Here is a 12554-nt window from a genome sequence, read left to right as displayed (position 1 = left end):
TTCGGGTTGAAGAGAAACATTTTATTTTTTAAATGAAGATATTGAATGAGAAGTAGAACGGCTGGATAGTAAATAATGGCAAACGTAAATAATTACCATCCGTACAGGAGCGTCTCTTGTTAAAGAGCGCTCCTTTTGTATTTGGTTCTATGATGGAGTGCTGTATTTCTTTTCCATATCCTCCGGGCTGATTTTCTGCAGAGCGGACAATTGTTCAAGTTCTTTGATTTGTGACACGGCCTCCTCATATTCAATAGAGTGAGTATACACCTTGTCGAAATAGACAGCTTCTTCAGGCATTAATATTTTTACCTCGATTTCAATAGCTGCTCCTCCCGTGTCTTCATCTCCAAGTGACATATCGGAAAGATTCTTTTCCTGCTGAGAAATGAAGATTTTTTCTTTTTCTTGTTGAGACCGAACGAGGTTCATGATCTCGTCCAGATCCTGTGTTTGAAAATTGAAGACTTAGGTCGAATGAATGAAAATGGAGTAAAGAAGTTTAAATAAGTTCTTACCTGTGTAAAGTGAGTGTATGTGTACATAATTTTTAGAAAGGGAGGATGAGTATGAAGAAAATATTCTTTTTCTTCTCCATCTTAGCGGTCATGTTAATTGTCAGTGCATGCGGCGGTGGAGAGGATAAGGCAGCAGACAAACAAAAAAATGACGAAACGACATCTGAAAACAATTCCACAGCCACAGAAGAACAGCCAAGTGAAGAAACCTCTACTGAAAAACAGGCCCCTACATCTCCGGATGAGCCCATTTCTGAGGATGGAGAAGATAATGACTCCCAAGTGATTGATTTAAAAAATAGTGAGGGGAAAAAGGTAGGGATAGCTGAACTGAAACAAACGAATGAAGGGGTATCTATTAAGGTGGAGGCTTCGGATTTGCCACCAGGTGAGCATGGATTTCACATTCATGAAACAGGAAAATGTGAAAAACCGGACTTTGAATCAGCCGGTGGTCATTTTAACCCAACGAATGCCAGCCACGGAATGAATCACGAAAAGGGACCACATGCCGGCGACTTGCCAAATCTTAACGTAGGGGAAGACGGAACAGTAAAAGCAGAAATGATTGCAAAAGAGGTAACACTTAACAGTGGAGAAGATCATTCTTTAATAGATGAAGACGGATCAGCTCTTGTTGTTCATGAAAAGGCGGATGATGGCGAATCTCAACCAGCTGGTGATGCAGGCACCCGCATAGCTTGTGGGGTTATAAGCACTCAATGATAAACATAAAGGCCTTCCCAATCTTTTGTGGATTTGGGAAGGCCTTTGTTATGCTGTTAGTTAGCTCGCTATCTTTTTTCGATTTGGCGTATACTTATTTCCAATTTTAATAATAATGGGTGTGCCAATCATCGTTGGCAACAGCCAAATAGCGAGTATGGGAATGTCATTTAAAAAAGGAATGTGTGGGCTGTTAACAACAAGTGTGGCTGTAACTATTCCAATATAGGAGCCGAGCATTCCAGCGATATGCCGGTTTAGCCAATTTCTTTTCTTTTTCTTCACAGAAAAATAACCAATTAAAGCAAATGAAAAGGAGAAGAGGGCGATATAGAAGAGGTAGGCACTCTCTTCCCAATGAATAATGGCCATAATGAGAGCTGAAAGAAAAACAAGTGCATAGGACCAAAAATAAATTTCACCGGAGATCGTATGCTTCCCTTTTTTCTTTTTAGAAAAGCCAGCAAATAGCCCTGTAAATAAACAAATAAAGCCGGTAACGATATGGACTGTTAAAATAAATAAAAACAAAAGATCACCGTTTCATATGAACATCAAAAAAGCAACTACACTTTCAAATAGAAGATTGAAGGTGAGTTGCTTGTTTGTTTAGAGCAGAATTTTACTGTTCTATTTAGTTAAATGAGCATCTAGGCAATAATTATGCTTTTTGAACGTTAGACGCTTGTAAGCCGCGTTGGCCTTGTTCTGTTTCGAAAGTAACTGCTTGACCTTCGTCTAAAGATTTGTAGCCTTCACCTTGGATCGCTGAGAAGTGAACAAATACATCGTCTCCGCCTTCGCGCTCGATGAATCCAAATCCTTTTTCTGCATTGAACCATTTTACTTTACCGTGTTCCATTTTGTATCCTCCTCTTGTGCGAAAAGCACATCAATGGTACTATCCTTGCTCAAATTCATTAGACGAAAAGTACTTAACTTTCCTTTTTCTTCGAACAAAAATAATTCTCTTTAAACATAACAGACACTGCTAAAGAAGGCAAGAAAAGGAGAAAGTGATTTCTCGGCAATATTCGCCAAGTGAAGGCTTTTAGTGAGTAAAAACTGTCGAAAACTGCCTTTTTCAGACTTTATTCCTATATTTTAAAGTGGAAAGTCAAGGGTAAATCGTCTATTCGGCTGATTTATCAGAATATTTAATTAAGTATAATGGGGACGTATTATAAAAGTGATGGGGGGGAATGTTTTGAGAAAATTTATGGTATTCTTTTTAGGAATTTCTTTGCTATTTTCCACAGGGTTTTCATCTGCTGCAATGGCAGCAGAAACAGTGCCTGGTGGACCTTCTACTAACGGAGAAATGAATTTGAACAGCCTTGTTACATATGAGGATATGATTAAGGTGTTGAAGGACATTGAGCAGACCAGCAAAGGAAAGGTAGAAGTACTTACTCTAGATAAGTATGGGAAAAGTGAGCAGAATCGAAGCTTTTATGCAGCAAAAGTTGGGACAGGCCCAATTAAGGTTTGGATACAGGCTCAAATTCATGGAGATGAAAAGCTGACAACACGGGCTGTTTTGGACTTGCTAAAAACATTTGGCAGCAGCGGGGCAAAGGATGTAAAAGAAATCCTGAACAATGTAACCATTTATGCCATTCCAATGTACAACCCGGACGGCAGCATCATGAATACGCGGACAACAACGCTGTATGAAAAGGGGGAGCCAAAGCTAAGCGGAGAGGGCAAGCCATTAACGACCGATTTAAACCGTGATTGGTCAGAGAATGGATTTAAAGCAAAAGAATCGTTAGCATTTTATAAGTATTGGGCGGATGTAAAGCCTGATTATGCGGTCGATCTGCATCACCAAGGCTTTAAGACGGTATACGGTACAAACGAGTCAACTTCGATGTCGCTTGGTGTATCGCTTGCTCCAAACGGTCCAACACTGCCTAGCGTGAAAAATTACAATGAGGTTACCCGTCAAATGCAAGTATACGTCTATGATGCGCTAAAAGACTATGGATATACACACATTGATCGCTATCAAGTGGGAAGCGGCGATCAGAGATACGAAATTGATATCAAGGGCGGAGTAGTTTCGGCTATGATGCTCGGCTTGAACTATAACAATCTTAACCCGACAAGGCATAGCAATCCAGCGATTTTCTTTGAGACAAAAGGGAATACAAGGGAGGGTGGCCTTGGACAAAAATCAAATGGTTATTTAACCAAGCAAAATTATTTAGGGTTAAAAGCGCTTCTTGAAGGAATTGCTTCTGGAAAGGTAAATAACGCGAACCCTAACCGCTGGGAAGACATTCCAGCGTATCCGCTTGCCGGTTATCAGACAGACACTGGGATTATCCCTGCTGGCTATTAATAGAGAGCTTTTCTGCTGATCGTTAGGCCGCTTATTACAAAATGTAAAATCAAAAGTACCAATTCTGCCCAATAGAGAAGGTTTGTGGGAGTAATTGGGATAAAAGAAACAGCCAGAGGAGTCTTCCTCTGGCTGTCTTTTTCGTGAGAGTATTATTTGAAAAATACTTTCTCGATATTATATTTCGATTGAAACTGATTAATAATATACGTTTCATAAATTTCCCGTTCCATTGGATCATCCACATAGCAGACTTCAATTTTATAGACGTCATCTCTATGCAGTTTAATCGGAGAAGCTGTGTCTTCAAAGCTTTTACGGATGCGCATCCTTAACTTTCTTGCTTTTCCAACGAACATTAACTCGTCGCGAGCATCATAGTATATATAGATGCCCCCTTTATCACGGGCGATTTTGTGATAGTCAATAAAGCCATACTCTCTGGCTATTGCCGCTTCGCTCGTGTCTCCTTCAGAATTCTTTTTTATAATGGTTAGATCTGGTTGAGGTACTTCAATTTTTATCATTTGCAATCGCTCCTATTCCTCTATAAAGCGTACCATAAATGCCAAGAAAAGCTACCATTCCTTTGATAATTTCACAAATTTTCGCCGTTTAAGGCTACTTTTCTTTATTCACCAGCTTCTGCAGATAACGGACAAAAACATCATCTCTGGCAAGCGAAGCCTCAAAGGTTCTCTTTAAGAAGTTTTCCCCTGCTTGAAAGTCCGGAAAAGCTTCTGGTAAAATGGTGCCTTCGCGATTAATCGTCCATTTATTTTCAGCCGCCTCATATAAAAGAAAAGTCTCTCCAGACCGGCTTTCATAAAGGGAACCGAATGACGACTCTTTTACATTGTAGCGGTTTCTTCTGGCATCTTCCCGCAGCGGCATCAAGTGAAACGTTTCCGTGACGAACTGTCTGTAGGCGTCCTCTGTCATAGAAGCACCGGCTGCTTTCGCATGACCGCCGCCCCCATAGTGGGCGGCTATTTCTGAGACATCGATATGATCATGGATTGTGCGAAAGCCGAGCCGCTTTCCGCCGATATTTAAGATCGCAATATAATCAAGGTGGGGGTTGTCCTTCCCGAGCTCATTCCCGAGCTCGGAATGATATGATTCCGCATAAACGACTCCTGCCAGATGCTCTCCAACTTTAGCTTGCACAAGTTCCCGTCTTTTCCGGCGGATGTAACGAGCGATTTTGTCATCTTCCATATCTAATATTTTTTCTTCTAATTCATCGAAAAAGAAATGATCATGATAACGAAGCCGGCTCATCATTCTTTCTTCAAACTCCTCTATTGATACTAAAAAGAAAAGAGCATTCAGTCTGCGTGCTTCCTGGTTATCATTTTTTTCCCATTCCCATGTATCATACTGCCTGACGAGCTCTACGAATTCAGCAATTGCACTAGAGGGCTCCATTAGCTCCTGTTCCAGCAAATACTCATAAAGCAATGAAGTAGCAGAAGTTAGTTTTCCTTCTTTATCTTCAACGACAACGTGTCCCCATTCATGCTCGTTAAAGTGAAGAGCCGTTTTATGATGGTCAATCAACTGCACTTTCCCGCCGGCCAGATAAAATTCATTCAGTTTTTCTTTGTTTTCATCATTAACAGATAAATCAGTAATAAGTAAAGAAGTTTTCTTATCCTGATGTTCTAAAAACCATGCTACTTCATAGTCAAGACCCGATACGGAATTGTAGCGGACCTGTACCTCCTTTCCGAAGGCAAGCTTGGCTAGAATGCCACAGCCGACGCCGTCTAAATCATTGTGTGTTAACAATTTGTACATTACCTTCACCTCACTGTATTTAGTATGTTACCCAAAGAGAGAAAATTGAAGTATAAAAACACTCATTGCAGCTCAGTTTACGAAAAAGTAGGGTAAAACTATTGAATAAGGGGTGTAAAAGATGACATTAATCCGTCTTGGTTATGCAGCGATGAGCATGAATGTAAAAAACAGCTCTCCTTCTCAAACGATGACTCATACACAATTTATCAAGATAAAGGACAGGGAAGCGGCTATTAGAAAGCTCGAAAGAATTGCGGCTTCGAATATAATGAACTGCTTGCGGCTTCTGAGGCACAATGCGGCAAATGATATCCACTTTTTTCGACTTAGCTCCAAATTAATCCCACTCGCTAATCATCCGGATTTGCCGGATTGGAATTTTATAAAGCCTTTAAAAGAAAATCTAGCAGCTATTCGTGATTATTTAGATGAACATCCGACTATGCGGATTGACTTTCATCCCGAACATTTCGTCGTCTTGAACACACAGAATACGGAAGTTTTTCAAATGGCTTTAAAAACGCTTATTATGCATAAAAAGTTATTAGAAGGAATGGGAATCGATCCTGAACATCGCTGTGTTCTTCATGTTGGCGGAGGATATAAAGATAAAGAAAAAGCACTTGAACAATTTATCCATAATTGGGCACTCATCCCTCCGTCTTTGCAAAAGATGATTATGCTGGAGAATGATGATACTACTTTTACCGTAAAGGATGCGTTATATCTTTGTGAAAAAATAGGCATTCCTTTTGTTTTTGATTACCATCATCATCGGGCGAACCATGAAGAAGGAGAAACCTGGGAAGAGGATTGGCAGCGAGTTGTTAGCACCTGGACAAGTGCCAAGCTTCCACTGAAGATGCATATTTCTAGCCCGAGGTCAGAGAAAGACTTCAAAGTCCACGCGGATTTCATTAACAAGACGGAATTACTTGAATTTTTGCGGAAAGTAAAAGGAAGCATTTCTCAAATAGATATAATGATTGAAGCAAAGAGAAAAGATGACGCTTTGTTTACGTTAATAGAAGCGGTCAGAGGTGAGCCGGATATAACAATCATGGATGGGTCCAGCTTTTATATTACCTAACAGAAAGGCCAGACACCTCTTGAAGTGTCCGGCCTTTCGCCTATTCGTTCTCACGCATAGTATCGTCAACAATGGCTCTTAAATCCTTATGAAACAGCTCATCGCTGCATACAAAGCTGTCTTCATGGCCGTTACCGACAATTCTCTTTAGCTCTCCTTCATCACCTTTAGCATTAATAATCTCAAAAATTTGATTTAATCCTTCTGATATTTGTTTATCTTCGTCCTTCAAACAGACCAACCTCCTTTTTAGTGTTTATTCTTCCCGCAAAAAGAGTGTTAAATCCTGTTTATCCAAAAAGGGGAGGGGTACTATACTTTTTTAAAACAATAAATAACCTGTTCTTGTAATAATTTTTGAATATTTTAACAAAAAGCTTGAACAAAAGAGGTATGTCTGAAATAATATAAGTATATGATCATATATTCATATAAAGGAGCGTATGTAATGGGACACTCACACAGTCACGGTCACAATCATGGCCATAGCCATGGGCACGGACATCACCATCACTCAACAAATAACAAACAAGCGTTAAAACTATCATTTATGTTAATCGCGACGTACATGGTCGTAGAAGTGGTGGGAGGAATTTTGACAAACAGCTTGGCATTGCTGTCGGATGCGGGGCACATGCTGAGCGACGCGGCAGCCTTGGGCCTCAGTTATTTGGCTTTAAAATTTGGTGAAAAAGAAGCCACACTATCGAAGACATTTGGCTACAAGCGGTTTGAAATCCTGGCTGCTTTTATTAACGGCCTCACCTTGCTTGCTATTTCGGTTTATATTTTTATTGAGGCGTACAAGAGGATTATGACTCCTCCAGAAATAATGAGCATTGGCATGCTGATTGTTTCGGTCATTGGTCTGTTAGTGAATATTGGAGCGGCTTATATTCTAATGAGAGGCGACAAAGACGAAAACTTAAATGTTCGCAGTGCTTTTTTACACGTTCTTGGAGATCTGCTCGGTTCGGTAGGAGCGATAGCCGCTGCTTTAATGATTATGTTTTTTGGCTGGAATTTGGCTGATCCAATTGCGAGTGTTATTGTTGCTATATTGATTATTATAAGCGGCATCCGGGTCACAAAGGATTCTTTCCACATTTTAATGGAAGGGGCACCGGAAAACATTAATGTTTTGCAAGTGAGGGAGGCCCTGCTTAGTTTGCCTGGGGTCAATGATGTTCATGATTTGCACGTATGGGCGATCACTTCTGACTTTCCTGCATTAAGCTGTCACGTAGTCACTAGTCCAGATATAGAAGGACAGCCGCTGCTCAAGGAAATCCAAAAGAAACTACATGATGACTTTCATATTGAACATACAACGATTCAAATTGACTTTTCTGATTATCCATGTAAAGGAGATCACTGCAACTAAGAAAGGCGGTTCCTATAGAACCGCCTTCTTAATTACAAAGAGTTTCATCGTGTATCAATAGCATATGTTCGCTTTTTTCTTACAAGATGATGAATAATTTTCTAAAAGAGGATTGATCTTTATATCAGATTATTTTATTATCATTATTAATAATGATAATAATAAGGAGTGATATATATGGTTGGATCCTATGCATTTGCGGGAATGATTTTTCAGTTACTCATTTCGATCTTACTGCCGACAGCTCTACTTATTTATTGGCGGATAAAAGGAAAGTTTTCTTGGAGAGTGTTTTGGGCGGGAGTAGGAGTATTTATCATATTTGCACAAATACTCGAAGGAGGACTGCATGCGATGATGATTGATCCTTCGGGCCCTTCCTTGAAAATGACGGATAATCCTTTTGCCTATGCTTTGTATGGAGGACTTGCAGCTGCATTGTTTGAGGAACTAGGACGCTATTTTGTTTTTTTATTGGTATTAAAACGCAGCCGTGAATTTGGCGATGGCGTGTCACTTGGCATCGGCCATGGAGGAATAGAAGCAGTGCTAATTGGTGCCGTCGGAGCAGTTAATGCACTTGTATATGCAATCATGATTAATAATGGCACATTTGAAACTAATCTTAGTGTACTGCCTTCACAGCAGATAAGCCAGTTGAAAATGCAGATAATCGAAACCAATTTTGGATCGTATTTGCTGGCTGGTATAGAGCGGGCAGGAGCCATTGTTATGCAGATTATGTTTTCGGTGATGGTACTGCTTGGAGTACGGAGCGGCAAGTTTAAGTATGTATTATATGCCATCGGCCTTCACCTTTTCATTGATTTCTTCGTTGCGCTTTACCAGGTAGATACGATCACAAGCATTTGGATTATTGAAGGGTTAGTAGCAGCCTTTGCTTTGCTGTCTATTTATATTATTCGCCAGTTGAAGTTGCATTTTAAGTAAGAAGAAGTAAATGGACGGGGAGCTTCACCCAATCGGTGTGAGAAAATAGAACAAATAATCGTTAATGAGCCTATCAAATGAGTAAAAAGCTGCCCAATATACGCCAGGTTTGTTTTTATAGGACTTGTAAAGCCAGATTTGATCATACTAGTGGAAGAACTCTAAGTGCGTGGCACGATAAAAAATAAATGTACCCCTGAATCACCGGGAAAGAAGGCGATGATTGACAAGCGATGCTTTATAAGGAGGATGAAGGATGCTCGTATTGGATGATTTTACTGTTATCCGGTATGAGTCTGTGCCTCAGGGGGAGTACATATATAAAGTATTTATAAAATTAGAAAATTTTTTATGCGAGTGCTAATTGTTTTGACAAAATAAAAAAAATGGTATGATTTAATTTACATTAACTGTGTAAAGGAGATTGATGAGATAATGGAAAAAACATTTACAATTATAGATGAAGCAGGAATTCATGCACGTCCGGCAAGTATTTTGGTACAGGCTGTGAGCAAATTCTCGGCGGATGTCAGTCTTGAATATAACGGAAAAAGTGTAAATTTAAAGTCTATTCTCGGTATTATGTCTCTCGGTATCCCTTCTGGTGCTGAAGTGAAAATAACTACATCTGGTGCGGATGAAGCAGAAGCTATGCAAACAATCACAGAAGTATTGGAAAAAGAAGGATTAGCTAAATGAATCAATGGTTAACAGGAATCGGAGCCTCTGCAGGAATTGCGATTGCAAAGGCTTTTCGTTTGGAAGAACCTGATCTGGTCGCAGAAAAGAAGGAAGTACTTGACAAAGGATCAGAAGTTCAACGTTTTGATCGTGCAATTGAGAAATCAATAGGTGAACTGCAAAAAATTAAAGAACACGCGGCAGGAACGCTCGGCGAAGATAAGGCTGCTATTTTTGAAGCGCATACACTTGTTTTAAATGATCCTGAACTGCTTAATCCAGTAAAGGATAAAATAAACCAAGAAGGTATTAATGCTGAATTTGCCATGAAAGAAGTATCGGATATGTTCGTCTCCATGTTTGAATCCATGGACAATGAATATATGAGAGAGCGCGCGGCAGATATCCGTGATGTAACAAAGCGGGTTATCGGGCATTTGCTTGGAGTAGAGATACCGAATCCGAGTTTAATTTCTGAAGAAGTCATTATTGTAGCAGAGGACTTGACACCGTCAGATACGGCTCAATTAAACAGACAGTTTGTCAAGGGCTTTACAACTAATATTGGTGGGCGCACTTCCCATTCAGCGATTATGGCACGTTCCCTCGAAATTCCAGCCGTTGTCGGTACAAAAACAGCGCTGAATGATATTGAAAATGGCATGATGCTGATTATTGACGGTCAAGAGGGAAAGGTAATTATTGATCCAGAGTTGACTGTTATTAAAGAGTATGAAGAGAAAAAGGCGGCATATGAAGCATATAAAGCAGAGCTTGCTGAGCTTGTAAATGTGCCAACAGCTTCCGCAGATGGCTGTCGAGTGGAGTTGGCTGCTAATATTGGCACACCTGAGGATGTAGACGGTGTTCTTCAAAATGGGGGAGAAGGGATTGGCCTCTACCGTACTGAATTTCTCTATATGGGACGTGACCAGTTGCCAACGGAAGAAGAACAGTTTACAGCTTACAAAAAAGTCCTTGAACGCATGGAGGGAAAACCGGTTGTTGTCCGGACTCTTGATATTGGCGGGGACAAAAAATTGCCGTATTTAGATTTGCCGAAAGAAATGAATCCGTTTTTAGGCTTTCGGGCTATTCGCTTGTGTCTAGAGATGCAGGACATGTTCCGTACACAATTGCGTGCACTTCTTCGTGCCAGCGCCTATGGCCATTTAAAAATCATGTTTCCGATGATTGCCACGCTTCAAGAATTTCGGCAGGCGAAGGCAGTTTTGTTAGAGGAGAAAGAAAAGCTGCAACAAGAAGGAATCACTGTTTCTGATAGCATCGAAGTCGGAATGATGGTAGAGATTCCTTCATCTGCTGTAATGGCAGATATTTTTGCGAAGGAAGTTGACTTCTTCTCCATAGGCACCAATGACTTAATTCAATATACTTTGGCTGCAGATAGAATGAATGAGCGGGTAGCTTACCTATATCAGCCATATAATCCAGCTATCCTTCGTTTGATTAAAATGGTAATTGATGCTGCGCATAAAGAAGGAAAATGGGTAGGCATGTGCGGAGAAATGGCAGGAACAGAAGCGGCTATCCCAATTTTGCTTGGTCTTGGCCTTGATGAGTTCAGTATGAGTGCGTCATCTATTTTACCAGCTAGAAGCATTATCTCTCGCTTATCAAAAGCATCCATTAGTGAGAGAGTGGAAGAAGTGCTGCAAATGGATACAGCCGAAGAAGTAGAACAGTTTGTAAGAACCCATTTTTTATGAGAAAAGAAAGTTAACTAAAAAGGAGGTTGCCCTTTCCGGCAACCTCCTTTTTAGTTTGGAGGGTTTTCTCTGTTGTTTCTATTTGTGCTAATCCTATTTTCCATCTGACTGCCGCTCATTTTATCGGGAGTGAAAATTTTAAATATATAGAATATTATAAATGGTGAATTATTATGCATGTATAGATTTATTTCCATTAAATTTTTCGAGAATAGAGCATAAAGGATAGATTTTCTATATTATTATTATTTAAATAATGTGCATGAAAATAAGATAAATTGTGTTAATATAATTATCAGAAAGAGTTAAAATGTAAAAATAGATTGAAAATTGTCGTTGTAAACGCTATTATTTTACTAGATAACAAGAACAAGAACTGAGCAAATTATTATTCTTGGTTTATCAAAAAACAGAAAAAGAAAAATATTTAGGGGGTCAGCAACATGAATATTTCAATTAAAAAGTCTCTTTTGTCTGTAGCAGCTGGATGTGCACTTTTACTATCTGCCTGTAGCGGGGGACAGGAAGATTCTGCAGGAAAAGAAAAATCAGAAGACAAAAAAGTATTACAAGTGGGAACAGAAGCAACTTTTGCCCCATTTGAATTTATGGATAAAGGGAAGGTAAGCGGCTTTGATGTAGACCTTTTAAATGCTGCGGCTGAGGAAGCCGGTTATGAAGTGAATATTGAAAACACTGGTTGGGATGCCATGTTTGCCGGCCTTCAAAGCAAACAGCTTGATATTGGTATGGCGGGTGTGACGATTAATGATGAGCGTAAGAAATCCTATGATTTCTCTGTTCCTTATTTTGAGTCAACAAGCATGATTGCTTTCAAAAAAGGCACCTCTATTAAAAATGCTGATGATTTAAAAGGAAAGAAAATTGGTGTTCAAAATGGAACGACTGGACAATTTGCTGCCGAAGCAGTAGTTGGAAAGAATTCTTCTTCGATCTCTAAATATGAAACAGCAGCGCTCATGTTCCAGGCTTTGCAAAGCGGCGATGTTGAAACAGCTGTTACAGATATTGCAGTCGCGCTGGAATATGTGAAAAACAATCCGGACAGCGGTGTTGAAACAGTTGGAGATGAAAAGAAATTTAAGCCAGAATATTACGGTATCGTCTTCCCTAAAGGCAGCGAATACAAAAAAGACTTTGACAAAGCACTGAATGAGATATACGACAATGGGAAATATGCTGAGATTTATAAAAAATGGTTTGGTAAAGAGCCAAACGTAGATTCCTTAAAAGAAGCAGCGAAACAATAAGGAATGAATTGCGGCTGTCCGCTGTAGGCTTGGGCCTAAGGACAGTCGTT

14 protein-coding genes are annotated in these 12554 nt (G+C 39.8%); 8 read left to right on the top strand and 6 right to left on the bottom strand.

All coding sequences use genetic code 11. From position 1 onward, the window contains the following. Positions 1 to 147: 147 nt before the first annotated feature. Positions 148 to 432 (bottom strand): hypothetical protein, encoded by a 285-nt coding sequence (locus tag ACH0BF_RS03060; protein ID WP_406908829.1) that lies wholly within the window; start codon positions 430 to 432, stop codon positions 148 to 150. 137 nt (positions 433 to 569) lie between these two features. Between ACH0BF_RS03060 and ACH0BF_RS03055 the strand changes: the two genes are divergently transcribed. Continuing rightward, on the top strand, positions 570 to 1244 hold the full coding sequence (locus ACH0BF_RS03055; RefSeq protein WP_406908828.1) for a superoxide dismutase family protein: 675 nt from the start codon (positions 570 to 572) through the stop codon (positions 1242 to 1244). Between the two features lie 60 nt (positions 1245 to 1304). Here the strand turns inward: ACH0BF_RS03055 and ACH0BF_RS03050 are convergent, their stop codons facing one another. Both ACH0BF_RS03050 and ACH0BF_RS03045 read right to left on the bottom strand, forming a co-directional pair. Beyond that, positions 1305 to 1775, bottom strand: a complete 471-nt coding sequence (locus tag ACH0BF_RS03050) for a DUF2306 domain-containing protein (protein ID WP_340855081.1) — start codon at positions 1773 to 1775, stop codon at positions 1305 to 1307. A gap of 130 nt (positions 1776 to 1905) precedes the next feature. Beyond that, on the bottom strand, positions 1906 to 2106 hold the full coding sequence (locus ACH0BF_RS03045) for a cold-shock protein (protein ID WP_120036768.1): 201 nt from the start codon (positions 2104 to 2106) through the stop codon (positions 1906 to 1908). A gap of 345 nt (positions 2107 to 2451) precedes the next feature. Between ACH0BF_RS03045 and ACH0BF_RS03040 the strand changes: the two genes are divergently transcribed. Further along, the gene (locus tag ACH0BF_RS03040) at positions 2452 to 3591 is read left to right on the top strand and encodes a M14 family zinc carboxypeptidase (protein ID WP_340855078.1); all 1140 of its coding nucleotides are present in this window, start codon (positions 2452 to 2454) and stop codon (positions 3589 to 3591) included. 152 nt (positions 3592 to 3743) lie between these two features. Here the strand turns inward: ACH0BF_RS03040 and ACH0BF_RS03035 are convergent, their stop codons facing one another. Together ACH0BF_RS03035 and ACH0BF_RS03030 are read right to left on the bottom strand one after the other, a co-directional pair. Further along, the gene (locus tag ACH0BF_RS03035) at positions 3744 to 4118 is read right to left on the bottom strand and encodes a nucleotide excision repair endonuclease (protein ID WP_406908826.1); all 375 of its coding nucleotides are present in this window, start codon (positions 4116 to 4118) and stop codon (positions 3744 to 3746) included. Between the two features lie 94 nt (positions 4119 to 4212). Further along, positions 4213 to 5394 carry a DHH family phosphoesterase gene (locus ACH0BF_RS03030; protein ID WP_340855074.1) on the bottom strand — a complete coding sequence of 394 codons (1182 nt, stop codon included), beginning with the start codon at positions 5392 to 5394 and terminating at the stop codon, positions 4213 to 4215. A 121-nt stretch (positions 5395 to 5515) separates the two neighbouring features. On the opposite strand from ACH0BF_RS03030, the gene uvsE reads away from it, so the two are divergent. After that, positions 5516 to 6487, top strand: coding sequence for a UV DNA damage repair endonuclease UvsE (uvsE, locus tag ACH0BF_RS03025; protein ID WP_406908825.1), 972 nt, complete (start codon positions 5516 to 5518; stop codon positions 6485 to 6487). A 40-nt stretch (positions 6488 to 6527) separates the two neighbouring features. Here uvsE and ACH0BF_RS03020 read toward each other — a convergent pair whose 3' ends face one another. Further along, complete coding sequence (locus ACH0BF_RS03020; protein WP_120036777.1) at positions 6528 to 6719, bottom strand: hypothetical protein; 192 nt, start codon at positions 6717 to 6719, stop codon at positions 6528 to 6530. Positions 6720 to 6935: 216 nt separating this feature from the next. Here ACH0BF_RS03020 and ACH0BF_RS03015 point away from each other — a divergent pair, with 216 nt between their 5' ends. The 5 genes from ACH0BF_RS03015 to ACH0BF_RS02995 all read left to right on the top strand — a co-directional run bounded on the left by ACH0BF_RS03015 (position 6936) and on the right by ACH0BF_RS02995 (position 12504). Further along, positions 6936 to 7871, top strand: coding sequence for a cation diffusion facilitator family transporter (locus tag ACH0BF_RS03015; RefSeq protein ID WP_340855068.1), 936 nt, complete (start codon positions 6936 to 6938; stop codon positions 7869 to 7871). Positions 7872 to 8048: 177 nt separating this feature from the next. After that, positions 8049 to 8822 carry a YhfC family intramembrane metalloprotease gene (locus ACH0BF_RS03010; protein ID WP_406908824.1) on the top strand — a complete coding sequence of 258 codons (774 nt, stop codon included), beginning with the start codon at positions 8049 to 8051 and terminating at the stop codon, positions 8820 to 8822. Between the two features lie 432 nt (positions 8823 to 9254). Beyond that, positions 9255 to 9521, top strand: coding sequence for a phosphocarrier protein HPr (locus ACH0BF_RS03005; RefSeq protein ID WP_120036783.1), 267 nt, complete (start codon positions 9255 to 9257; stop codon positions 9519 to 9521). Continuing rightward, a complete protein-coding gene (ptsP, locus tag ACH0BF_RS03000) occupies positions 9518 to 11233 on the top strand; it encodes a phosphoenolpyruvate--protein phosphotransferase (RefSeq protein WP_340855066.1) in 1716 nt (571 codons plus the stop codon). Before ACH0BF_RS03005 ends, ptsP begins: the two co-directional genes overlap by 4 nt. Positions 11234 to 11676: 443 nt before the next feature. Next, a complete protein-coding gene (locus tag ACH0BF_RS02995; protein ID WP_120036787.1) occupies positions 11677 to 12504 on the top strand; it encodes a basic amino acid ABC transporter substrate-binding protein in 828 nt (275 codons plus the stop codon). Positions 12505 to 12554: the final 50 nt, after the last annotated feature.

It is taken from the genome of Pseudobacillus sp. 179-B 2D1 NHS (genome assembly GCF_045370945.1).
Taxonomy (GTDB): Bacteria; Bacillota; Bacilli; order Bacillales; family Domibacillaceae; genus Pseudobacillus.
Note: the sequence above shows the minus strand (reverse complement) of the source record. Positions and strands in the feature narration are given on the sequence as shown.